Origin of the sequence: Leptothoe kymatousa TAU-MAC 1615 (assembly GCF_018739865.1) — a bacterium.
Taxonomy (GTDB): Bacteria; Cyanobacteriota; Cyanobacteriia; order Phormidesmidales; family Phormidesmidaceae; genus Leptothoe; species Leptothoe kymatousa.
Genome location: NZ_JADOER010000008.1, coordinates 21,494 through 45,520 on the forward strand (window position 1 = coordinate 21,494; position 24,027 = coordinate 45,520).

22 protein-coding genes and 1 pseudogene are annotated in these 24,027 nt (G+C 48.7%); 15 read left to right on the forward strand and 8 right to left on the reverse strand.

Annotation, left to right across the window (positions count from 1 at the left end):
- Positions 1–28 precede the first annotated feature (28 nt).
- Entirely contained in the window at positions 29–1,699 is a 1,671-nt protein-coding gene (locus IXB28_RS09340; protein WP_215618312.1) for a sensor histidine kinase, read from the reverse strand.
- 130 nt (positions 1,700–1,829) lie between these two features.
- Here IXB28_RS09340 and IXB28_RS09345 point away from each other — a divergent pair, with 130 nt between their 5' ends.
- Together IXB28_RS09345 and IXB28_RS09350 are read left to right on the forward strand one after the other, a co-directional pair.
- Positions 1,830–2,072: a hypothetical protein gene (locus tag IXB28_RS09345; protein ID WP_215618313.1), complete on the forward strand. Its 243-nt coding sequence runs from the start codon at positions 1,830–1,832 to the stop codon at positions 2,070–2,072.
- A 138-nt stretch (positions 2,073–2,210) separates the two neighbouring features.
- Entirely contained in the window at positions 2,211–2,450 is a 240-nt protein-coding gene (locus IXB28_RS09350) for a hypothetical protein (RefSeq protein ID WP_215618314.1), read from the forward strand.
- Between the two features lie 129 nt (positions 2,451–2,579).
- Here the strand turns inward: IXB28_RS09350 and IXB28_RS09355 are convergent, their stop codons facing one another.
- Entirely contained in the window at positions 2,580–3,155 is a 576-nt protein-coding gene (locus IXB28_RS09355; RefSeq protein ID WP_215618315.1) for a Uma2 family endonuclease, read from the reverse strand.
- Between the two features lie 102 nt (positions 3,156–3,257).
- Here IXB28_RS09355 and IXB28_RS17050 point away from each other — a divergent pair.
- Positions 3,258–3,550 (forward strand): annotated as a pseudogene (locus IXB28_RS17050) (efflux RND transporter permease subunit); the annotation flags it as partial.
- A 45-nt stretch (positions 3,551–3,595) separates the two neighbouring features.
- Here IXB28_RS17050 and IXB28_RS09365 read toward each other — a convergent pair.
- From IXB28_RS09365 to IXB28_RS09380, 4 genes are all read right to left on the reverse strand, one after another.
- The gene (locus tag IXB28_RS09365; protein ID WP_215618317.1) at positions 3,596–4,300 is read right to left on the reverse strand and encodes a hypothetical protein; all 705 of its coding nucleotides are present in this window, start codon (positions 4,298–4,300) and stop codon (positions 3,596–3,598) included.
- A 2-nt stretch (positions 4,301–4,302) separates the two neighbouring features.
- The gene (locus tag IXB28_RS09370; RefSeq protein ID WP_215618318.1) at positions 4,303–5,175 is read right to left on the reverse strand and encodes a hypothetical protein; all 873 of its coding nucleotides are present in this window, start codon (positions 5,173–5,175) and stop codon (positions 4,303–4,305) included.
- A 324-nt stretch (positions 5,176–5,499) separates the two neighbouring features.
- Positions 5,500–5,688, reverse strand: a complete 189-nt coding sequence (locus IXB28_RS09375) for a transposase (RefSeq protein WP_215618319.1) — start codon at positions 5,686–5,688, stop codon at positions 5,500–5,502.
- Positions 5,646–6,329 (reverse strand): IS5 family transposase, encoded by a 684-nt coding sequence (locus IXB28_RS09380; RefSeq protein ID WP_215618320.1) that lies wholly within the window; start codon positions 6,327–6,329, stop codon positions 5,646–5,648. Before IXB28_RS09380 ends, IXB28_RS09375 begins: the two co-directional genes overlap by 43 nt.
- 103 nt (positions 6,330–6,432) lie before the next feature.
- On the opposite strand from IXB28_RS09380, the gene IXB28_RS09385 reads away from it, so the two are divergent.
- The 12 genes from IXB28_RS09385 to IXB28_RS16770 all read left to right on the forward strand — a co-directional run bounded on the left by IXB28_RS09385 (position 6,433) and on the right by IXB28_RS16770 (position 19,187).
- On the forward strand, positions 6,433–6,936 hold the full coding sequence (locus tag IXB28_RS09385; RefSeq protein ID WP_215618321.1) for a pyridoxamine 5'-phosphate oxidase family protein: 504 nt from the start codon (positions 6,433–6,435) through the stop codon (positions 6,934–6,936).
- Positions 6,937–7,051: 115 nt separating this feature from the next.
- Positions 7,052–7,918: an MOSC domain-containing protein gene (locus IXB28_RS09390; RefSeq protein WP_215618322.1), complete on the forward strand. Its 867-nt coding sequence runs from the start codon at positions 7,052–7,054 to the stop codon at positions 7,916–7,918.
- Between the two features lie 203 nt (positions 7,919–8,121).
- Complete coding sequence (gene speG / locus IXB28_RS09395) at positions 8,122–8,637, forward strand: spermidine N1-acetyltransferase (protein ID WP_216863007.1); 516 nt, start codon at positions 8,122–8,124, stop codon at positions 8,635–8,637.
- Between the two features lie 551 nt (positions 8,638–9,188).
- Positions 9,189–10,358 carry an FIST signal transduction protein gene (locus IXB28_RS09400; protein WP_215618323.1) on the forward strand — a complete coding sequence of 390 codons (1,170 nt, stop codon included), beginning with the start codon at positions 9,189–9,191 and terminating at the stop codon, positions 10,356–10,358.
- A 99-nt stretch (positions 10,359–10,457) separates the two neighbouring features.
- Positions 10,458–12,158 carry a putative bifunctional diguanylate cyclase/phosphodiesterase gene (locus tag IXB28_RS09405; RefSeq protein ID WP_246559719.1) on the forward strand — a complete coding sequence of 567 codons (1,701 nt, stop codon included), beginning with the start codon at positions 10,458–10,460 and terminating at the stop codon, positions 12,156–12,158.
- Positions 12,159–12,348: 190 nt separating this feature from the next.
- Complete coding sequence (locus tag IXB28_RS09410) at positions 12,349–13,059, forward strand: hypothetical protein (RefSeq protein WP_215618324.1); 711 nt, start codon at positions 12,349–12,351, stop codon at positions 13,057–13,059.
- A gap of 195 nt (positions 13,060–13,254) precedes the next feature.
- On the forward strand, positions 13,255–14,541 hold the full coding sequence (locus IXB28_RS09415) for a DEAD/DEAH box helicase (protein WP_215618325.1): 1,287 nt from the start codon (positions 13,255–13,257) through the stop codon (positions 14,539–14,541).
- A gap of 63 nt (positions 14,542–14,604) precedes the next feature.
- Complete coding sequence (locus tag IXB28_RS09420) at positions 14,605–15,255, forward strand: hypothetical protein (RefSeq protein WP_215618326.1); 651 nt, start codon at positions 14,605–14,607, stop codon at positions 15,253–15,255.
- A gap of 17 nt (positions 15,256–15,272) precedes the next feature.
- Entirely contained in the window at positions 15,273–15,629 is a 357-nt protein-coding gene (locus IXB28_RS09425; RefSeq protein ID WP_407659189.1) for an MmcQ/YjbR family DNA-binding protein, read from the forward strand.
- A gap of 97 nt (positions 15,630–15,726) precedes the next feature.
- Positions 15,727–16,320, forward strand: coding sequence for a sigma-70 family RNA polymerase sigma factor (locus IXB28_RS09430; RefSeq protein ID WP_215618328.1), 594 nt, complete (start codon positions 15,727–15,729; stop codon positions 16,318–16,320).
- A 40-nt stretch (positions 16,321–16,360) separates the two neighbouring features.
- Positions 16,361–17,119 (forward strand): anti-sigma factor domain-containing protein, encoded by a 759-nt coding sequence (locus IXB28_RS09435; RefSeq protein WP_215618329.1) that lies wholly within the window; start codon positions 16,361–16,363, stop codon positions 17,117–17,119.
- A 553-nt stretch (positions 17,120–17,672) separates the two neighbouring features.
- Complete coding sequence (locus tag IXB28_RS16770; RefSeq protein ID WP_215618330.1) at positions 17,673–19,187, forward strand: calcium-binding protein; 1,515 nt, start codon at positions 17,673–17,675, stop codon at positions 19,185–19,187.
- A 190-nt stretch (positions 19,188–19,377) separates the two neighbouring features.
- On the opposite strand, the gene IXB28_RS09445 is transcribed toward IXB28_RS16770, so the two are convergent.
- Positions 19,378–21,381: a diguanylate cyclase domain-containing protein gene (locus tag IXB28_RS09445; RefSeq protein ID WP_215618331.1), complete on the reverse strand. Its 2,004-nt coding sequence runs from the start codon at positions 21,379–21,381 to the stop codon at positions 19,378–19,380.
- A gap of 87 nt (positions 21,382–21,468) precedes the next feature.
- The gene (locus tag IXB28_RS09450) at positions 21,469–23,898 is read right to left on the reverse strand and encodes an EAL domain-containing protein (RefSeq protein WP_215618332.1); all 2,430 of its coding nucleotides are present in this window, start codon (positions 23,896–23,898) and stop codon (positions 21,469–21,471) included.
- Positions 23,899–24,027 lie beyond the last annotated feature (129 nt).

A 24,027-nucleotide genomic window follows, 5' to 3' on the forward strand; every position in this document is an offset into this window, starting at 1 on the left:
GCTGAACTATATGCGCCAAGCAATAATTTTAATTGTGCAGGGTGAAATTTTCCTTGGGACGCTTGGGTAGTTCTACCTTAATGCGAGTTCCTTTTCCCTGCTTGCTTTTGACAACAATACTGCCACCATGTAATTCCACAGCAGCTTTGACAATGTTTAGACCCAAGCCAGTTCCAGGTATTTCACCAACATTGCTACCTCGGCGAAACACTTGGAATAAATAGGGAATATCTGCTTCTGGGATGCCCATGCCTTCATCATTGATATGACAGGTGATTTGGGTGGCTTCTCCCACAATCACTAACTGAATATCGCCTCCCTCTAGGGAGTACTTAATAGCATTGGATAATAAGTTCTCAAACACTTGTTGCAAGAGTCCGAGATCGCCAACAAAATTATCGATATTTCCGAGACTGGTAAGAGAAATATGATTGTTATCCGTTTCAATGTCTTGATGTTCGTCGATCAATTTGGAAAATAAACGCTCTAAGTTAATATCCATCGGTTTTAGCTGTAGCTGGTCAAGATCTGCTTGGTTGGCTAGCAGCATATCTTTTACTAGCACAGACAGGTATTTCGCCTTATATTCAATGATGGAAAGATAGCGATCTCGATGGCTGGAATCAAGGGAATTAGAGTGGACCCGTAATGTTTCGGCAGCTGCTTTTATAGCGGTTAGGGGAGTGTTGTACTCATGGGAAATTGTGGTTAAAATTTTTGATTTAAATGCACTTAATGCCTTAGCTTTTTCTAGGGCGGTTTGAGTTTGTTCTAATAGTTGCGCTTGCTGAATGGCAATGGCAATATGCAGAGATAACATCTCTAAGAGTTTTGTTTCATCAGAAATCCATGCCCGTGGCCCCACGCATTGGTGAGCCACCAATAAGCCCCATAGGCGTGGGGGGGTCTTATGGCTGTCTTGCAGTAAAATCGGTGTGACTAAAATTGCCCGTACATTAAACTGTTCGAGTAATTTGATATGACAAGGATCTAAATTAGCTGTGTAGATATCATCTACCCATTGGATCCGGCCTTTGCAGTACTCCTGAGCGCCTTGATCTTGAAAGTACGAATCACGTACGGTTTGTCCCAGCGATGTTTGGTAGCCCGCTTGAACCGACTCAGCAATGATGGTGCCACTCATGTCAGGCGAAAATTGATAGGCGAGCACCCGATCACACCCTAATAGCTGGCGAACTCCTTCTACGGTCGTTTTAAGGGTTTCATCCAGAACGAGAGATTGTCTAATATTTAGGGTCAGTGCAGTAATCAATTCCTGACGCTTTTGATTAGCCTGAAGCTGGTTCTGAAGCTGTAGGTGTTTGATATTGCTACGAATGGTTCGCTGGATCAGCTCTGGGGATAACTGATCTGTGATCAAATAGTCGTGAGCACCGTTTTCTATGGCTCGAATCGCAAGTTGCTCATTTCTCTGACTGGCCAGCACGATGATGACTGTCCCTGGGTACTGAATCTTAAGCCGATCTAGAATTTGCAACCCATCGGTATCGGCACCCTGAAGGTCTAGCAAGATAGCATCAAACCATTCCTGGTGACAGCGCTCTTTCTCTGCAAGATCTGCTTCAATAATGCTGTAGCGACAGTGGGGACCATGTTGCAGATCCTGCAGAGAAATTTTACGCTCTGCTGTGGAGCTATGGATAATCAGAACGTTGTGATCGGTCTTTTCTTCAGCCATAGGTGAACGTTCAGCCTTGTTAGCTGTAAAAAGCAATCGCTCCTTATTATTGACACTTCCTAGTAGTTGTGACTCAAAAGTTATTTAATCTATGGAAACAGCAAATATTGTGAATGATAAGCCTTGAATCATGGGCCAAATTAGCACGCTTGATTGGGTCGATGATTTTCCATCTATCGCTAACCTGGTAAGGATAGACCACCATGATTATCACCTAATTGCTTTCTCCATAGCAGAGGGACACAGTGGACAAATACAGGTGTCTGAAGTGTTGCCAGGTCTAAAGATGAGCCTGGTTGAAGAGGCGTTGGTGCGATCGCAAACTGCAGATGATGGCGCAATAACACGATGGCTTATGCAGACGCTAGGGTAAACACAAATACCATGACTACTAGCAAAAGCCATGCCATTTCTCCGTGCAAGCAAAATGCCATAGCTGCCACAATCAGGCCACATTATAATTACATAGTAAGCGCACAGTACCTCCAAACCGAGGTTTCCCAAAGGCAAAATGGTTACAACCCTTAAACAGCCATCTTCACTAATACATGAAATCCGACTCGAACTAGTCGGTACCTGGTACTTGTTCAAATTTAGTGAAACCCTTCAGCTGCGAATGGAAAGCCTGCTGGATAAAAAGAAAGCTGACCAACTCACCCTTGAGGAAATCGCAGAACTAGATGCTATATCAGAGCTAGATCGCATTTTTACTCACATGAATGCAATGCTTGCTGCTCAGTATGCCAATTAATCCGGAAGAAGATTCTATCCGAGAAACAAGACGATTTTGGATTAAGACAGGGTTACATCCACCATAAGAACACTCAAATGCGACCACATATAGTGTTGGTGGGCTTTGCCCTACGACGACTACCTCTACCTACCAAATGTAGGATAGTTTCAGATTAAAACCGGGCAACAGGGTTTCCCCTGATAGTTGAGTCGGATTCTCCAATTTTTCAACCGGCTGGTTGGGGCGGTAAATTTCAACAAACCGTCCTTTACGATTAATTAACCAGCCAAGGCGTAGACTATTTTCCAGGTATTCGGCCATTTTTTCTTGAGCTTTGCTGAGGGCATCGCTGGGGGACATTAGCTCCACTACAAAGTCAGGACATAGGGGCACGAACTGTTCTTGTTGTTCGGGGTTGAGGGCTTGCCATCGTTCTAAAGCGACCCAGGCGGCATCGGGCGAACGGTCGGCACCATTGGGTAGTTTGAAACCAGTGGACGAGTCAAAGACAATGTCTAATTCGTTATTATCGGACCAGTTGAAAAGCTGCTGGATTAGGCGGCCATTGCGGTTACCCGTTTCTCCACCGGTCGGTGACAGGATGACTAGGTTTCCTTCGACAGTGCGTTCAAACTTTAGGTCGGGGTTCTGACGACAGAGCTGATAGAACTGCTGGTCGGTTATGGTTATGGCCGATTCAAGGTTAACGGTTAAAGCAGTCATCAGATGTGCTAGTTAATCTACTAAGTTTCTATATTTTAACAGTTGTAAAAATGAGCATAAAGACTGTAGGTGCGAATGGTGGTGAATGATGTGAACTGACAAGTTAGCACTGGCGCTATCGTGATGGTGGAGACGATGAATGAACGACGAAGGAGGGATTGGATGTGCGCCAGGCAGTGGCGGGGGCCAGCGATCGGTTAAGGCCGATTTTGACGACGTCGCTGACGACGATTATTGGTCTGTTACCATTTGCGTTTAGTGATGCGCAGTAGTTTCCGCTATGTATGGCGATTATTTTTAGGTTGTTGTCGGCGACGTTGATTGCGTTTCTGGTGGTGCCGGGGTTGTATTTGCAATTGACGCCGAATAGTTCTAAGGAGACTGTTATTAATTAAGAATTAATTCTCTTAAATTGCTTTTAAATAATCTGAGAGTGTTTGCTAATCTTCACATTGATTAACTTCTACTTTCTCACCTTTACTATCGAAAGACTTATCTCGATCAGTCGAAGCATTTACCTCAAACTCAAGAGTTACATCTCCTCTGGCACCTTTTTCAAGTTCATAATGCGAACTTTTCAAAGGTGTCTCTTCGGCATCAAGATGGTCCGAGATGATTTTTCGTAACTCCTGCGGAATTTCACGTACTGGCTCCTGTTCATATTCAATTTCAATAAGTCCTCCATCATCATTTTTAAACTCAACTTCAATTATTTGACTGCCAATAGCAAATCTAGCCTCTGCAGCATCCGAAAGATTTTCATTGTCGATCAGGCACTGTGACTTATATTGAACAGTCACCCATTCAATAGTTTCTGCATCAATATTTGAAAATCTTTCGCTCAGCGTTCTAATAGCCTGTTCACATCCTTCGAGAGACAATTGACTATTATTTTCACAATTACTTAAAGCCTCATTCGTAGGAGAATCAGCCACAGTGGGTTGTGAAACATCTCCAAATAAGGCAGCAAAAGGATCTTCAGGTGAAGAGTTATGATTCGCCTGTGGATTTTGAAGTTTTGGTGAAGCAACAGCTATGATATCTTCACTTTGAGATTGAAGATGTTCAAATATTTTAAGTGTAGAACCAACCAAGCCCAAGCCTGAGAATCCTAGTATCAAAAACAAGACACTTTTATTAATCATTGTCAGAAAACTGCATAAGCCTCTACAGTAATAATTTTTTCCTCCTTATCAATCGGTCCTATCTTTCCATAAACATTAAATTTACTGTACGAATTGATGTCGTCTTTCAACAAAGATTTTCCCGATGCAGTTAATGTATCTTTTAGAAGCTTTATCTCTACTGAGTAGTCATCATTCTGTCTTTCAGATACAAGAAATCCGTTATTACCCTCATTTCGAAAGCCAATCACCTCAAATTCATGATTCTCAATGAAGCATTCCCGAATTTTACTATGCTCATACTTTTCCTGAAGAAATCTACCTAACAACTCTCCACCTTTGCTAGATGTAGAAGAAGATTGAATAGCCTCTTTCTCTCTTTCTATGGAACCTTTATCTATGATTATATTAGGATGAGATTCCTTTAAATCTTCTAACTTACTTATAAGACTATCTTCTCGCTCCCTTTCCTTTGCACGAACAAAATCATCTTTCTCAACATAGAAATGAATTGTATCTTTTCCTAGAAGAGTTTCTAAAACTATTCCCAGCTTAGATAGATTTGAGTCTGAATAAAGAACTTTGAATTCTCCATTTGACCTTGCTCCAAATCTTACCAATTCAGCCTCAATAAACCCTTCTAGCCCTGACTGTAATGTAGCTTCTCTTATACTTGCAGGAACAATTGTATTATATTGATCGCCTATATAGTCCTCATTATACTGATAGGTGTTAGAGGGCACTACAGGGACACCATTATTATAATTACCCCTTTTGCTATGGTTAAAATCGAGCTTATTTGCAGCCTTTAAGTGTTCTGTTAATCCAAAAGCTGCATAAAAAAATGCGAAGACTGAAGATACAGCACATATAGTATAGAAGATGATCCAAACCATATAAACTCCGGGCAGGCTAGCAATAAATAAGAGCGATAGCGATAAATAATAATTAGCCTCTTATTTCAAAGACAAGAGTAATCAGTTGACTGATTACTTACGTTAATCCTAACAGGAAATCACTGCGTTACTACTACATAGAATAGTAATTAAAAGGAGATATCAGTTTTTGGTTAAGGTTTGATTAAGGACTCCGATTATAGTCAGTAGCTAGCTAGTTAGCGTGACTAACGCACCGCTTTCTTAAATCATCACTTATCCCAAGCATCATAAGCCAGGCAGGATGGAAACGGTCTATCCTAAGAATGGGTTCGTAAACTAATACTAGGCAGTCTGAGGAGTCTTCGACGTCCACCGTCGTCGATTATCGGTTAGCCGACGCAGCATTAGTCTAATCATGACCATATAGACCGATCCTTCATGGTTTTCAGGTAAAACCTCATAGTCTCGACACAGACGTCTGGCCTTATCTAACCAAGAGAATGTTCGCTCAACGACCCATCGATAAGGCATCGATAAGGAGCCGGGATAAACCCCTCGCCTAGTTTTGTTGTCACCTCTAAAATGCAGTGATGAACGTGTTTTGCAATCTCTCCTAAAGCTCCCTTGTATGCTTGGTCAGTCAACACTTTCTCAAGCCTCACATAGGTCTCTAATACAGGCCCTAACACTGCAACGGCTGCTTTAATATCCGCCATATTGGCGGCACTAACAAAACAATTTAACACCATGCCTAAGATGTCAACAACGATATGACGCTTACGTCCCTTGACACACTTATGACCATCAATTCCTTGTTCAGGTCCTTTTTTCTCTGAGGTCCTCACAGATTGACTGTCAATACTGGCCAAGCTCGGTTGCTCATCTCGTCCCTCTGCGAGTCTTACTAGCTTTACCAAGCGTTCATTGATCTGTTCCCATAAGCCTATCTTGACCCAACGACGATAATAATCATAGACAGTTGACCAGTTAGGCAGATCATGAGGCATCGCCCGCCATTTGATACCGTTATCAGCCCAATACAAAATGGCATTCACGATCTCTCGTAAGTTCACTTCTCGAGGATGACCGGCACCCTGATGGACGGGGATTAATGGCTCAACCAAGTCCCACTCATCATCGCTTAAATCTGAGGGATACGGAAGACGATTCATCCCTTCCTCCAGTTCTAACAACACTGCTGGTTATACAGGGACGAAAGGAAGGATATTCACTCGTTTACAATAATTTACGAACCCATTCTTAGAGTAAATAACGATGATCACCGCAAAAATTGCCCAATCCATAGAATCAAGTGTATTGTGCTGGCTTGCCACCGTTGCGCCTGATGGCAGCCCCAACGTATCTCCCAAAGAAGTCTTTATGCACGATGGCAACGGCAAGATCATCGTCGCCCACATCGCCTCCCTCCAAACCGTTCGCAATATCGAAAACAACCCTCGCGTGTGTCTGAGTTTCGTTAATGTGTTTACCCAAAAAGGCCATAAAGTTAGAGGAACAGCCACCATTCTCCGAGCATCCCACGAACGCTATCCACAGCAGAAAGCGAACTTAGCTCAATTAGTAGGAGACACATTCCCCATTCTCGCAGTGATTGAAGTCGAACCAACAAAAGTCGAAGAGATTATCGCCCCAAGCTACCGTATGTTTCCAAACACAACAACAAATAAGATGGTTCAACAAGCGTTAGCCACTTACAACGTTACCGAATACCAAAACGATGGCCAAGATAATTCAAACCTGGATGGAGAAGCCAGATAGGGAGAACAGTCCATATCTGGGTGTCTAATAATTCCAAAAAGTGCTCTCTAAACAGTCTTGAAGCGTCTAAACATCCATAATCTACACATCTACTAATTTCGACAATTAAAAAATTATGTCCAGCAATCTGCCTAATGGAAGTGGTGCAGTTGTTTCACTGTGGCGATATCCGGTCAAATCTATGCTGGGTGAGGAGTTGACTACCGCCGCTGTCACCGATGGCGGGCTGCTGGGCGATCGCGCCTATGGCTTGATCGATCAAGCCACGGGCAATGTGGCCAGCGCTAAGCTGCCGCGTAAATGGGGCAAACTGCTAGGCTGTCGCTCTGCCTTTGTCGAACCGCCAGTATTGGGCAAACCATTGCCCCCAGTGCAGATTACCCTTTCTGATGGCACCATTGTTACCAGTGAACACGAGCAAATCGATGTCTTCCTTTCCCAGATGCTACAACGTGACGTAACATTGGCCACCCAACGACCGAAGGAACCCAGTGTGGAACGGTTGGATGCCCTGGCAGCGGAAGAAACAATTTTGGATATTGGTGCGCTGATGATGGAGGGCCGATTTTCTGATTATGCGGCGGTTCACCTGATGACCACCGCCACCCTCGACCGCTTGAATGAGCTTTATCCCCAAGGTCGTTTTGAAGTACGGCGATTTCGGCCCAACATCGTGGTGACACCAGCCCCCGACCAAAAAGGTTTTGTGGAAAATGATTGGGTGGGTAAAACCGTGGCCATTGGGGATCAGGTGCGCTTACGCATTACCGATCCCTGTCCCCGCTGTGCCATAACGACCCTGGCCCAAAGCGATCTGCCCGAAGACTTAGGGGTGCTGCGTGCGATCGCGCAGCACAACCAACTAGGCATTCCGGCCCTCGAAGGCGAAAAACTACCCAGCGCTGGGGTGTATGCCTTTGTCCTCCAGGGCGGCACAGTCCACCAGGGAGATACGGTCAGGGTTGAACCCCCAGACCAATAACAACCAAAAGTACGGGTCGCTGGTGCGCCGTAGGCTGGGTTATCCAACCAACCCCTTTCTAGCGTTTGGTTTCACCACGTTCTATCCGGCCTATCCAATGGGCGGGGAGTTCTTACGTCTCCAGGATTGGGGATGCTTTTGTATGGGTGTCATCTTCAATAATTTTGTTGGATAATTTATTTTGCCAAAGTCATGTCACCACCATGCCACAACAAATAAAATTACGTGCCCTAGAAAAAACAGATCTGGAATTTATCCATGCATTAAACAACAACCGAAACATAATGGCCTATTGGTTTGAGGAACCCTATGAATCCTTTGATGAACTAGCAGACCTATACCAAAAGCACATTCACGACAATACAGAAAGACGCTTCATCGCCGAAGATAGCAACGAAACCGCCATCGGACTTGTCGAACTACTAGAAATTGACTACATCCATAGAACATCAGAGTTCGCCATCATTATTTCACCCGCCTACCAAGGCAAAGGGTTTGCAAGGCCACTGATTTCCCTAGCCCTAGATTATGCCTTTTCCATTCTTAACCTCAATAAGGTCTATCTTCTTGTTGCCGTGGAAAATGAAAAAGCAATTCATCTCTATAATGAGTCAGGATTTACCGAAGAAGGCCGTTTGATCCAAGAAGTTTTTACCAACGGAAAATATCGAGATGTGATCCGCATGTATATATTGCAAAGTAAATTCTTTGATGGCTAATCGCATAACAACATATTGAGCTATAGCACAACAATTTTTTAACTCAGACTCTCTCTCGATAGGCCCCATCGCCTCGATAGTGACCCCATCAATGGATGTCTGAAAACGCTGATTTGTCTATATGTAACGACACTCAAAAATGCATACTTAGCCAGATGGATCGCGAGGATGGTGCCCTTAATGTCTTGACTGCTGAACAACCTCTGACGCGGGTGAATCGCCCCTGTGCTTAGACTAGATTACCCATGGCTGGCCACCTCAAAACCACGAAACTCCTGTGTAGTAATTATTACCGCCTGGATCGGGCAACCTACTGAAGATACAGCAGAGCTGCCTAAATAGCCCTGAAGCTAGGAAAAATATTTAGAAACTTTCTAGATAACTTCTATCTGAAGGGTATTATCAGGGGGTTTGTGCATACAGAATAGTTCCCTGAAAAGGGGCATTGGGAAGGTTGTGCCATGCAAATTGAATTATCCACGCCGCTACTATTTAAGCGCCACCCTAGACCATGCCATCGGTGTATGGGAGGCCAATGCTAAATAATAGCGATGAGACCTATTTCAAATTTAGATATTGAAGAACAGACCACCGAGACGTTGCTCTACGACTTGGCCACGGGCTGGTCGAAGCCGTTTCCAAACTGGGATTCTGACAACACTCTTGTGGTTGTGTTCGCCGCCCATGAATATTGCCACTTACCGCAGCCCTTAGACGCACTCCGCAATGCTTTTCCACAATCAAAGATTATCGGTTGCAGTACGCCGGTTGTGGTCTGTGATGGTGCATTGCTCCCAGACACTATCTCTGTCGGCATCATCCGTTTTCACCATACCCAACTTCGCCTTTCCTATGCTCCAGTGCCATCATTCGAAGAATCTCGCGTGGCGGGCCAAATGTTGGGGCAACAGTTGGCCGCTGCCAACCTCAAAGGGGTGCTCATTTTTTCCGATGGTGTAACCACGGAAGCGACGGAGTTGGTGCAAGGCTTGCAAGAAATGTTGCCACCGAATGTGACCATTGCCGGCGGACTGGCAAGCGGTCACTCCCTGGATGATACCTGGATGCTGTGTGACGGTGAGCTAAAAAGATTCCATGCATGTGCCGTTGGCTTTATGGGCAATGCGGTGGAACTGACCCGGGCCACTGGCGGCGGCTGGCGATTGATTGGCGCTGAATGTAAGGCAACACGAACATCGGGGCGTACATTATTTGAACTCGATGGTGAACGGGCCAAAGACGTATACCATCGACAGGTTGGCCGCGACATTGGGTTCGGTTTGCGTGAGTCGTCGTCGCGCTACCCGCTAACGGTGCGATTGCCGGGGCTGGAAATGCAGATCGTGCGGGACGTTAATAGCGTGGATGAAGACTCTGGGGCGATTGAACTGGCTGGCGATATTCCAGAAGGGGTGATGGTGCAAGTGATGACCACCACCGAAGACGACATTCTGGACGGTGTGGATGAAGCGATTGATCGCATGCGTAGTAAGACGATTTTGCCGCAAAACAACGCCCTGGCCATTTGTGTGAGCTGTGCTGGCCGACGTGCGGTGTTGCTGGAGAAAACCTGTGAAGAAGCCGCCCTCGCCCACGATGGCCTGGGCCATGGGATTCATCAAATTGGGATGTATGCGTTTGGCGAAATCTCGACGACTTCGTCGGGGCCGCCGCAGGTGCACAATGAGACCATCACCATCGGTCTAATTCGCGAGTATTAGGGATCGACTATGTCAATCAAGCCCTTGCTCGAAAACCGTTCTTAGGGATCGACCATGTCAATCAAGCCCTTGCCCGAAAACCGTTCTTAGGGATCGACCATGTCTATTAAGCCCTTGCCCGAAAAAAGTTCTAATGAACTCACCCGCATGCTTCAACGACTGATGCGGCGGCAGGGGGTAGCCGTTGATCACGTTCCTGGTTCGGAAGGTTGGATGAATTTTGTTTTAGCTGTCGATCAAACCATTAAGGAATTTAGTACCAATCGCAAACTTTTAGAACAGTCGGTGCAGGCAACGTCGTTGAAACTAAAGCAGGCCTATGCAGATTTAAAAGCTGAATCGAGTTTGCGCCTGACCCAAGCGAAGTTGCACCAGCAGGAACTGGAGAACTTGGTAGAGGAAAGAACAACTGAACTGCGTAATGCCCAGCTGCGCCTGGAAAAAATCAATAAACAACTGGAGTACGATGCCACCCACGACGATCTAACGGGGTTGGCCAACCGCAACCAATTAATGAGGGAATTAAACGGGTGTGTGGCCAAGTTGGACACGGACTTTAGATTCTCTTTTTTCTTTATTGACTTCGACCGCTTTAAACAAATCAATGATAAGTTTGGGCACCTGATGGGAGACAAGGTGTTAGTTCAAATGGCCCAGCATTTGTCGACCCTGGTTAGCGACACCATCTGCTTTGCCCGTTTGGGCGGCGATGAGTTTGTGATGCTGATGGCTAGTTTGGATGAGTGCGAGGCTTTTGAACTCGCCCAAAAAATCAACCAGGCGTTTGCGCGGCCCCTTCGCATGAGTGATGTTGAGATTCCTGTGGCGGCAAGTGTAGGCATTGTTTTAGCGGATGCATCCTACCAATCGGCTGATGAGGTGGTGCGGGATGCCGACATTGCCATGTATCGTGCCAAGGCCATGGGCAACTGCTATCAACTTTTTGACGAGGAGATGCGGACACAGCATCTCGACAAAATTGAACTGGAAGGAGAATTGACGATCGCCGTGCGTGAACAACAGTTTCGTGTGGCCTTTGAACCCATTGTTGATATTCATGGATCTGCGATCTTTTCGGTCGAATCTTTGGTGCGATGGATGCATCCGGAAAAAGGCATGATCTCACCCAATACGTTTATTCCCCTGGCGGAAGAGCTGGGGCTGATTATAGAAATTGATCGGATCGTATTTAAGAAAACCTGTCAGCAGTTTCACCAGTGGCGAGAGAAGGGCATCATTAGTCCCAACCAGAAGTTTAATGTGAATCTTTCCTGTGCTCAGCTTCAAAGGTCCGATATTATTCCTTTTTTGCTGAGCACCGTGGATGGGTTAGATATTGGCCCCCATGATATTGTGCTCGAAATCACGGAGAGTTATTTGCTGGCCGACTCTGGGCTAGTGATGAAAAATCTGAACGAAATGAACCAGCTAGGATTCAGCATTTTTGTGGATGATTTTGGCACAGGCTACTCGTCGCTGAGTTATCTGGCTAAGTATCCAATCCATGGGATTAAAATTGATCGTAGTTTTGTGAGAGATTTGGAAAAAAGTGTGGAAAGTAAGGAGTTAATTCGCTCAATTATTGCGATGGCTGACGCTTTGAAGCTAAAGGTTGTTACGGAAGGTGTGGAAACCGTAGAGCAGCTGCAGGTGATGACGGAACTCGGTTGCCGCTATATTCAAGGCTTCTTATTTACGCGGCCCATGACTTCTACCCAGGCCCAAACGTTTTTTGTGGATAGTCCATATCGTGAGTGGCTTAATCAAACCCCTGTTGATCATGGTGGGGCGTCAATTTAATCCGAAAAGGCTTGTTAGGCCATGATTTCAAGGAGCAAGACCGTGATTTTGATTTTTGACAAACCCTCAGTCAGTGAGGAGCAAGACCGTGATTTTGATTTTTGACAAACCCTCAGTCAGTGAGGAGCAAGACCATGATTTTGATTTGTAATAAGCCCTTAGTCAGTTATGTCGACAGAGACCTAGATTGATGGCGCCAACCCCACCAAAGCTAAATCCGTCTGGCCCCGGCATTGGGCTGCTCAATGAAAAACCGCTCCACGCCTCCCTCAAACAGTGGTATGGCCAGCCTGGAGATTGCTTTGAGGTGCCCGTGGATGGTTTTGTGATCGACATTGTGCGCGGTGATCGGCTGTTAGAAATTCAGACCGCCAATTTCTCTGCCATGAAGTCGAAGTTAACCAAACTGGTGCAGTCCCATCCCGTTCGCGTTATCTATCCCATCGCCCAGGAGAAATGGCTGGTCAAACTCTCTACGGATGGGGATAAGGCCAATACCCGCCGCAAGTCCCCTAAAAAAGGACGGGTGGAAGATGTCTTTTGGGAAATGGTTAGAATCTCCCATCTGATTCCCAACCCGAATTTCTCCCTGGAAGTGTTGCTGATTCAGGAAGAGGAAGTGAGGCGCTTTGAGGCAAAGCGACGATGGCGCAGAAACGGCTGGTGTACGGAAGAGCGTCGATTGCTGGCGGTGGTGGCCCGACACCTGCTGCAAACCCCGGCAGACTGGCTGGCCTTTTTGCCCCAGGGGGTGGATGCTTTTACCACGAAGGATATTGCTGATGCCATGGGGATTAGGAGAGAACTGGCCCAGAAAATAGCCTATGCCCTACGCACGGCGAAACTAATTGAGCTGATTGGTAAGCGGGGGCGGGGAAATTTGTATCGAGTTGCGGTTTAGGTGGCGTGCTGGTCTTTGTTGTGGTCTTGCTAAAAATCGATGATGTGCTAGGGTAGTAGACCGCAACCGACTCCCGGTCTATCGTTGCAGCCTTGGAGCTTGAACATCCAACGCAAACCATAAAACTATTGCTCTTAAGACTGGTCCCAGCATTACATTTGGGGTAGGGGCACATTTCGGAGCCACCAAAAACCCATGAAATTTGATACCTTAGGCCTCGCAGCCCCGATTTTACGGGCTGTGACTGAATCTGGCTATACGGCTGCCACGCCGATTCAGCAGCAGGCAATTCCCCCCGTTTTAGAAGGCAAGGATGTGCTAGCCAGTGCCCAGACGGGCACTGGTAAAACCGCCGGGTTTACCTTGCCCTTGCTGCATCGCCTTAGCGAAGGGCAGCCCTCCTATTCCACGCGTTCCCCCCGTGCCCTGATCCTGACGCCCACCCGTGAGCTAGCCGACCAGGTGAACAATAGCGTCAGTACCTACAGTAAGTATCTGCCGATTAAATCGGTGGTGGTGTTTGGCGGTGTTAGCATTGGCCGTCAAATTAAGGCATTGCGGAACGGCTGTGACATTGTGGTGGCCACCCCCGGTCGCCTGCTGGACCACGTTGGTCAGAGAACCATTGACCTATCCCAGATTGAGGTGCTGGTGCTGGATGAGTGCGATCGCATGCTAGACATGGGCTTTATCCACGACATTCGCAAGGTGCTGGCGGTTGTCCCAGAATCCCGCCAGACCCTGATGTTTTCCGCCACCTTTTCCAGCGGTATCCGCAAACTGGCCCGCACGCTGCTTTACAATCCGGTGCAGATCGAAGTAGCCCCCCGCAATACCGCCGCCGAGCAGGTAGAACAACACATCTATCGCGTTGATGCCTCCCGTAAGCGAGAGCTGCTCTCCTATCTAATCGGCTTTCAAAATTGGCAGCAGGTGCTGGTGTTTACCCGCACCAAACATGGCGCCAATCGCCTGGCCGACCAACTGGCAAAGGATGGTTTAAAAACGGCCGCCATTCACGGCAACAAAAGCCAGGCCGCCCGGACACGAGCCCTCCGAGACTTTAAGCAGGGGCGAGTGCGGGTGCTGGTGGCCACCGACGTTGCCTCCCGCGGTCTAGACATTGACCAGCTGCCCTACGTCGTCAACTTTGAATTGCCCAACGTCCCCGAAGACTACGTCCACCGCATTGGCCGCACCGGCCGCGCTGGCAACGAGGGGCAGGCCATATCCCTGGTCTCCAACGACGAACAGTCCCTCTTAAAGGGCATCGAAAAGCTGCTTAAGCGCAGGTTTAAGCAGGCGGTGCTTCCCGGTTACGAACCCACCCCCGGTGCTGACCAGGGGGCAAAATCCAAGCGCCGTCGCCCCCAGCCCCGTCGCGGTTCATCTGCCGCCCCCTCCCGCCCTGTGGGTAAAAAATCCCCCCGCCCCGGTAATCGCCGCAGACGGAATGCGTCATCGGCTAAATCGTCGTCATAGCCACTGTCGAACTGCCTAGGCGGTTGTTATGGTAGATAACGGTAGTTTCCAGATAGAAATAGAATGCTCCCAATGACCTTGGGCCGAACCCTATCCGCCTGTTCGCTGGTGCTCTTTCTGGGCGGATGCACGTCTCTAACTGCGGCCGATCAGGATTCGGTGGCGAACCCTGATGCTCTCCCCGCCGCGGCCGATCAGGATTCGGTGGCGAACCCTGATGCTCTCCCCGCCGGGGCCGATCCGAATTTAGCCACAGTCGAGGTTGAATTTGTTGAGGGCGCCCCCAAGGATCGCTTCGTGATTCAAAATACGGGGGCCTGTGGCCTAGAAGACCTCACGGTTGCCCTCGATTTATCATCCAGTGCAGGTGGGCTAATATTTGACACCTCTGCCACGGGGGCCGGTGTGGAGGTGTTTCAGCCGTTTGAGGTAGAGGAGGGCGACATCGCCCAGCTGGTGGCCAACCGGGTTGAAGATGGTGATACCGAACTGGCGTTGCGCATTGCGACTTTAGGGGCCGGCGACCGGGCCAGCTTTACCATCGATGTGGACGATACCCTGCCCCAGGGAGAATTAGGCCAAATTCGAGTGGCGGATTCAGAGATTAGCGGCGCTCGGGTAACCATTACCGCTGGGGATTCAGCCGTAACCGCCGCTGAGTTTAGCAACGGCAGCATCGCCCGGGCACAACTGTCCCCATGCCCCTCCGCCTAGGTTCCGAGGGAGGGGCCATGACCTACGATGAATTTAATGATTTTTGTAGTGCGTTACCGGCCACATCCTATGGCATGCAGTGGGGAAATTCCCACGTGTGGAAAGTGGGGGGCAAAGTGTTTGCCATCGGTGGCTGGGCCAAAGACGAGGGGCCAGCCTTCACCTTTAAGGTCTCCGAGCTAACCTTCGAACTGCTGCGGGAAGAACCCGGCTTTCGACCCGCCCCCTACATGGCCTCCCGGGGGCTGAAGTGGATACAACAATATGAAGATCTCGACGATGAACAGCTTAGGGCCTACCTGCAAGAGTCACACCACATTGTGTCGTTGGGGCTAACCAAAAAGAAACAAAAAGAGCTGGGGCTTAACCAATAGCCATGGCGCCTGAAAATTATTACGGCAGAACCACATCCACCTAAGATACATACACGTACTATATTGCGTGTAGCTGCCTTTTTTGGGTGCCAAGCCTATGGCTTCTGACGGTCCTAAACGTCAAACTTCAGATTGGGAAAATGAAACAGATGAAGCCCTGGTGTTGTCTTTGCGCCAGGGGAATAAGGCCGCATTAGCAATTTTGTACGATCGCTACTCGCGGCTGGTGTATTCCATTGCCTTTCGGGTCCTTAATAATGGACCCGAGACTGAAGATTTAACCCAAGATATTTTTCTCAATCTCTGGCAAAAACAAACCTACGATCCTAGCCGCAGTTCCCTGAGCCGATTTTTAAGCACCGTTACCCGCAATCGTGCCATCGATCGGGTGCGGTCTCGCAGCAATCGCCGCCGCATCCTAAAGGGGGTGGCCGCCCCCCAAACAATACCGCTGGAGACGTTTTCGTTACCCGAAGCCAACGCCTCCTTGGGGGAACGCTCTGAACGGGTGCGCCAGGCTTTGCTGACGTTACCTGAAAAGCAGCGGCAGCTACTCTGGCTGGCTTATTACCATGGATTCACCCAATCCGAAATTGCTGGTCACACGAATATTCCTTTAGGGACTGTCAAGTCACGGATGCGCCAGGGCTTGCTCAAGCTTAGGGGAACGCTGCAAGATTTGGCTGATTAAGTAGACTTTGCCCTGACGATTGACCCCATACTTCTGTCCTATGGCTGCTGAACGAAAATTAGATGAATTAGCCGCTGACTATGTTGTTGGCAACCTCTCGGCCGCAGAGGCGGACGAATTTGCCCGGTTGATGGTCGAAAATCCTGAGCTTCGGTCGGAGGTAGACCGGCTGGAAAAAACGGTGGGGTTAATGCTCAATGAACTGCCGATGATGGCCCCCCCCAGCTCCCTGCGCGACACGGTTCTGGCCGGGGCCGAAGACGTATCTGCCGATGTGCCGTTGGCGTCATCACCTCCCCTGGCCCGGCGCACCTGGGTCTTAGGGGCTGTGGCCGCCGGGGCAACGCTGCTGTCGCTGGTCCTGGGGGTGAATAACTATCGTCTGCGGCTGGCCAACCAGGGGCTGCAGACCGAGCTATTGGCGGCCGGTCCGGCCCAACAGGCCCAGCTGATTTTGCAACAGCCCGCCACCCGGTTCTATGATTTTGCTGGGACCGATCAGGCGAAAAATGCCGTTGGCAATATGATTGTGGATACGGATGGGTTGGAGGCTGCGATCGCATTTAAAGACCTTGCCCCCCTATCCACCGACCAAACCTATGCCCTCTGGGTCAGCTACCAGGGGCAATATATTCCCTGCGGCGATTTTCAACCCGGTCAAAACGGCACCGTCTTTGCCACCTTAGAGATGCCAGCCGTCTATCAATCGAGACCCTGGGTAAAAGACGTCATCGTCACGGTGGAATCCACCGACTTACCCCCCCAACCCACCGGCCCGATTGTGGCTCAAACCATATAGACGCCAAGGGTTCCAATAAAAATCAAAAAAACTCATCCAATTCCCACCCCCATTCGTATTGATAGTCAAACAGATAAATAGTTGTTGATATGAGCCTAAGGGCTTGTTAAAAACTACTTCACGGTCTTGTTCCTTAAAACCATGGCTTAACAAGCTTGTTCGGATTAACCCGTCAGTAGTTTCTTGAGAGATCCTAAGTTGAATCTCCCGGTGCACCAAGGTGCATCAGGAGATTCTCAGGAGATTTTTTTATTGTGGTTTGCTAATTCCTGATCCGACTCAATGTCGGATCAGGCAACCAGGATTAGGTTCGAGCAGGTCTCAAAAAAAGTCTCAAAAAATCTCATCCAATATCAACCACTATTCGTATCTATAACTGAATGCCAATTCTGTTCTTCTAAAGATTGAACAGTCACCGCATATCTGTTTATACGTTCTTCTCTCGTTAAAAATATCTGCCGCAAACGCCTGGATCCATAGCCAGGGCCGTTTCACCATGCTGAATTTTTCGAGAATGCTTGTTTTTGCCCATCTACATTCATAGGGAACTCCAATGAACACGTTTCTAACGCTTCTAGTTAACCAAATTGTTGACACATTATTTGAAAATGCTCCCAACGTTGAAGATCTCGGCGATCTTTTTGTGGGCAACAATGGCGATGACGCCTTCCAGGGGGGCGATCAAGATGATATTTTTATCACCGGCGATGGGGATGACGTCGTTCGCGGTGGTGCTGGCACCGATGTGGTGTTTGCTGGCCAAGGTGAGGATACGGTTGTTGGCCAGACCGGCAATGATGTTGCCTTTCTAGGCTCCGGCGATGACCGCTTTATTTGGAATAATGGGGACGGGAGCGACTTTATTGATGGGGGTTCCGGCTACGATACTACCCAGGTAAATGGTGCCGATGGCCCTGGCGATGAGTTTGACCTCAAGGCAGAAAATGGCCAGGCCCTCTTTAACCGTCTGAATCTGGGCCCATTTACCCTAACCAACGAAAGTATTGAGCAGTTTGAGATCAACGGCCAAGGTGGGGATGATGTTTTAACCGTGGGCGACTTGGCTGGCAGCGATGTTAAAAAAGTTGTTTTCTCGGGCGGTGCTGGCAATGACGTTTTAGACGCCCGGGAAAGCTCCACCACCATTGAAGCTTTAGGCGGCGACGGCCACGACCTATTGCAGGGCGGTGCGGCCGAAGATACCTTCTTTGCCGGAGCCGGTGATGACATCGTTGTGGGCCAGCGCGGCAATGACACCGCCGACCTGGGCTACGGCGACGACCGGTTTATCTGGAACAATGGCGACGGTAGTGATTTTATTAACGGGGGTGATGGGTTTGACGTCACCCAGGTGAACGGAGCCGATGGCCCCGGAGACGAATTTGACTTGAGCCAAACAGGTGGTCAGGCCATTTTCAATCGTCTGAACCTGGGGCTATTTACCCTAACCAACGAAAGTATTGAACAGTTTGAGATCAATGGTCAAGGTGGGGCGGATTCACTCACCATCAACGACCTCACCGGTAGTGCCGTGCAATCTGTTATCTTCTCAGGCGGTGATGGTAACGACTTTTTAAATGGGAGTGGGACATCGACCCCGATAACGGCCGATGGTGGCGATGGCGACGATATTCTTATTGGGGGGGCCGGTAACGACATTTTGATTGGTGGCGATGGCGCCGACTTGCTGATTGGGGGAGGCGGTAACGATATCTTGATTGGTGGCGATGGCGCCGACTTCTTTGGTTTCGACACCGGCGCCGCCTTTAATGCGGCTGATATGGGCACCAATCAAATCCAAAACTTTGAAGCTATCGATAGCATTGTGCTGGATGTCACTGTCTTTACTCAGCTGACCGTTGGCGCCCTGTCCGCCAGTGAGTTTGCCGTGGTCAATAGTGCAGAAGCCGCGGCCCTCAGCGATGCGGTCATTGTCTACGGTGCCAACACTGGCAACCTGTACTACAACCCCAATGGGGCAGACACTGGCTTTGGTAACGGCGCCCAGTTTGCCACCATTGAGGGGGCGCCTGCCTTGGATGCCAATAGCTTTGTCGTTCAGGCTTAGTGATCTGTCAAGACTAAGATTTTGGATCAAGGCAGCATCCAATTGTCAGCTTTGACGCGAAGCTATTGCCGTGCTTGCAAAGCGTAAATCAATTAAGCGCTTGAAGAAATTGTCATACTTTCTTCAAGCGCTGCATTACTGAATGGATGGTAAGGGCGTCCCTGCGAGATTAGCAGGGGCGTCTATTGCGTTAAGCCTGCAATTGGGGGGCATGACTTTCCGATGCCCATCGGTTGCGGCCACTTTCTTTCGCTGCATAGAGGGCCATATCCGCTGTTTTTACCAACTCTTCAGGGGAAGATTTCGAGTTGGGAATACAGCAGGCCACCCCTAGACTTAGGGTGACGCAGTCGCTGGTTTTAGAACTCCTATGGGGGATGTTTAGCCCCTGCACCTGGAGCCGTATTTGTTCGGCCACGTGCTGAGCGCCCTCTAGAGGGGTGTTGGGTAAAACAATAACAAACTCCTCGCCCCCATATCTAGCGGTCTCATCGGCCGGCCGCTTAACCGGTTGTTTGAGCGCTTGGGCCACAGCCTTTAAGCAATCGTCCCCCGCTTGGTGTCCGTAGGTGTCGTTATATAGCTTAAAGTGGTCAACATCACACAAAATTACGGACAGGGGCTGTTGTTCCCGCTGTAGTCGTTTCCATTCTTTGGCCAAACAGTGACTAAAATGACGCCGATTCGATAGCTGTGTGAGTTCATCGGTGTTTGCCTGGTTCAGCAGTTTTTGATTGGCAATTTCTAGTTGAGAGTAAAGTACGGCCTGTTGGATTGCCAGTCCGATTTGGGCTGTAATTTGTTCAAATAGTTTAATCTCTGACCGTTCCCAGCGGCGGGGTTCTTCCTGGCTTAGGAGCAGTAATCCCCAAAGATTTTGTTTGACCAGGATGGGCGCAATTAAAACAGAACGAATGCCATGGGCTGCTAGAAATCGCGTCTTTTGGGAGGAGCGATCATCGGCTTCTAGATCCGGTACGGAATGGACCCTGCCGCTGGCATAGAAATCCATATCCAGCTGGGCTAGGGCCGGACCTAGCGGCGATGCCGTTGGAGCCCCATTGCCGGCCACCGCGGAGCCGGCTTCGGCAATGATTTCCCCCGCCGGTCTCTCCTCATCCACAATTCGATAAATTAATGTTCTACCGGCCTGAAAGAACGCGCTGACCTCATCAACAGCGGTGGTCAAAATCGAGGTGAGTTCTAGGGATTGGCGAATATTTTGTGTAATGCGATTGACCAGGCGTTCTCGGGCGATTTGTTGTTGTAGGGCTGCCTTAGCGCGCTTTCGTTCTTGAATAGTGCGCTCTAACTTTTGGTTGGCCTGGCTCAGATCGACAGTATGCTCATCAATGATATTGGTCAGTGTCTTGAGGGTAAGCTGGGCTTCATCGGGTTCTACCGATTGAAACAAGCTACTTTGGGTCACAACCCCGGCTAGAAAGCCATCGGTACCTACCACCACTAACCGTCGGGTCCCATCGGTGGTCATTAGTTTATGGGCATACCACAGGGAATCTGTGGTGAGAATGCACCGAAACGATCCGTTGATCAGGTCCTGGGCTTGGGTATGGTCAAAGTTGGCCCCTTGCATCCATAGGTGGATAATATGGGGCTCAGTGACCACACCAATGGGGCGAATACAGCCCAGCATCGGTGATGCTTCGCCAATGACGATACAGCTAACCCGATGGGAGGCCATCAAATTGCTCAATTCTGTTAAGGAGGTGTGGGGTGGTGCCCAAATCACCTGCGATGTCATTACTTCTTCGACGTGGCGCAATCGCAGTAAATCAATCGGGTTGAGCAGACGACTGAGGTTGTCGTAGGTGATCACCCCCTCAATACAGCCCTGGTCGCTGACCAAGGGGAGGTGGCGGATTTTGTGCTGACGCAATAGGAGTCTGGCGGTTAGCAGGTCTGTAATTTGGTCGATGTGGCTGGTGATGACCTCAGCTGGCATGACTGCAGCTAGGGAGATATCGGATGAGTGTCGACTGTTAACGATGATATTTAGTAGATCGCGTTCTGTTAATAGGCTGGCGAATTTGTTGCCCGCCTGTGCTACTAAGATATAGCTGCTGGCCGCTGTCTGCATCTGGATCAGCGCACTCTTGATAGACTCGCCTGGTGTTGTGATGGGGGGATGGCGATCAATAGCTCGTTCTAAGGCGAAGCTGGAAACGGTAGACATATGCCCCTATTTGTAGTCTGCTGCACAAATGTAGGGTACCCAAGTATAGAAACAGAGCTCTACCGACTGTGGGGCGATACGGTGATGTTAATGGGGATTGGCGATGGCCAGATATTTTTCGGCGGCGGCGGCGGGTAAGGGTTTGGAAAATAAATAGCCTTGGCTGGCATCGCAGGCAAGGGTTTGCAATTCTGTTAGTTGTTCGTGGGTTTCTACCCCTTCGGCAATGGTTCTAAACCCTAAGGCTTTGGCTAAATTGATGATCGCACTGGTAATTCTAAGGTTGCGATCGCTATTATTCAATCTATGCACAAAAGAACGGTCAACCTTAATGGTGCTGATGGGAAATTGTTGTAAATATCGCAGGGAAGAAAACCCCGTGCCAAAATCATCTAGACTCAGCTCAATCCCCCGGCTACGAATCAGTTCCATGATTTCCGTGGCCGCCTGGATGTTGTGAATCAAACTACTTTCGGTGATTTCTAATTTCAGACACCGTGGATCTAATTGAGTCTCCTCCAAAATAGTATCCAGCACATCGAGCAACGAAGGATCTCGAAACTGTTGCCCAGACAGATTTACACTAAGGTATAAATCCGTTGTCACTTTCCCTTCCATCTGCCAAGTTTTTAATTGCTCACAGGCATTGCGTAACACCCAATCGCCAATGCTGTTAATCTGTCTAGTTTCCTCAGCAATGGGAATAAATTCCGAGGCCGGTATCAGTCCCTTTTCTGGTTGATGCCAGCGCAATAACACCTCAAACCCCTCCAGGGTATGGGGGGGATGCAGATGCACAAGGGGTTGATAGTACAGGCGAAACTCTCGTTTTTTAACCGCCTGCCGCAGTGCCGTTTCGGTGTCTACTAAATGCAGGGTTTGCAGATACATGGTTTGGTCAAATACGGCATATCCCGCTTTCCCCTGGCTTTTGGCCCGATACATGGCAATATCGGCATCGCGGATAATCTCATCCACTGACTGATACGATAGATTAGAAAAAACAACACCAATGCTGGCACTGGTGAAAATCTCCCGCCCCTCTAGGTAAAAGGGCTTTTGCAACTCATTTTGTAGACGATAGGCTGTCTTTAGGGCATCGTTGAGACTTTCTAGCTTCTCTAGCAGAATAAGAAACTCATCCCCCCCTAGGCGCGCCACGCCATCGATCTCTCTGACGATTGCCTTTAGCCTTTGGGAAACTTGAATCAGCAGCTGATCGCCCGCTAAATGGCCAAGGCTATCATTGATATGCTTAAAGTTATCGAGATCCACAAACAAAACGGAAAAGTGTTCATGGGAGTTGCGTTTCTGTTGCTCGATGGCCAGTTCCAAACGGTTTAAACAACACACTCGATTATCCAAGCCGGTGAGGCTATCGTGCAATGCTTCGTAGGTTAAGCGGGCCTCTGAAGCCCTACGCTGGGAAATGTCGCGCCCACTACCATACAGCAAGTTTTCTTGGGGAAATGGCACTAGATTCCAGGCTATCCACTGATAGCCTCCATCTCTTGACCGCATTTTTAGTTCTAACCCATTGATTTCTTTTCCCTGGGCTAGGGTCTCCCGTAACTCCTGCATACTATTGTTATCTTCTGGCACCATGAACTGCCAGAAAGGCTGGCCCAATAAATCGTCAGCCGTATGGCCAAAGGTGTTAGACCAGGAGGGGTTGACGCGCCTAAATGTACCGTCTGTGTCGGCAATAAATAATAGATCAATAGCGAGGTTGAAAAAGCGATCGCGTTCTATTTCCGCTTGCTTCCGCTCAGTAATATCGTGAATCATGCCAAACCGTAGGGTTTGGTGTTGGGCTTTTACCCACGATTCGGATAGCAACACGGTGCGATCTTTGCCGATGGAAGATTCTAAAGACAGTTCGGTTTTTAGAATCCGAGACGGTTGCTTTTGCCTGCTTTGGCGTTGGGTTCCCTGGGACAGAAGCTTTTGCAATATTGGGTAGTCATGTAGGGCGGGTATTTTCCCCAAGCTGGGCTTAGGCGGACAGGCACACAAATGCCTAAGGGATTGGTTCAGAAACAGCACCTCCCCCGCTTCAGTGGCCATATAGATCCCATCATGGATACTTTGGAGCACATGGGTTAATAGCCGAATTTCTGCGGCGGCCTGGGTTCGTTCTATGGCATGGAGAATGGAACGCTCGAGCAGTGGCCCGGTCAACAGTTTACCTTTGACTAAATAATCGGAAGCGCCTATGGCCATACATTGGCGATCGATGTCATAGTTGCCAAAACCCGTCAACAGAATAATGGGTTTGCGTAGACCAGACTCCACCGCCGCTTGTAGTAGATCTAGTCCCGTTTCTGCCCCCAGGTGGTAGTCCAATAGGTAAACATCATGACGGTCGGCATACAGGGCTTCTAACCCCGCCTGGTAAGTGTCTATCCAGGTCAACTCAAACGATGCCTGTTCTGCCTCTTCGAGTAAGTCACGGGTAACAATATAGTCATCGCTATCGTCATCGATTAGCAAGACTTTGTATACCAAATTGCTCATTTGCATTAGTCTCCCTTTTATTTATGGGAATAAAGCCTACTTTGGGGGGCTACGCAAACAGAAAGTCCTAGGTGATGCAGGACAGTGGGCAGTGGTGGGTCCTATTGAGATATAAATGCCTTTGTGTCT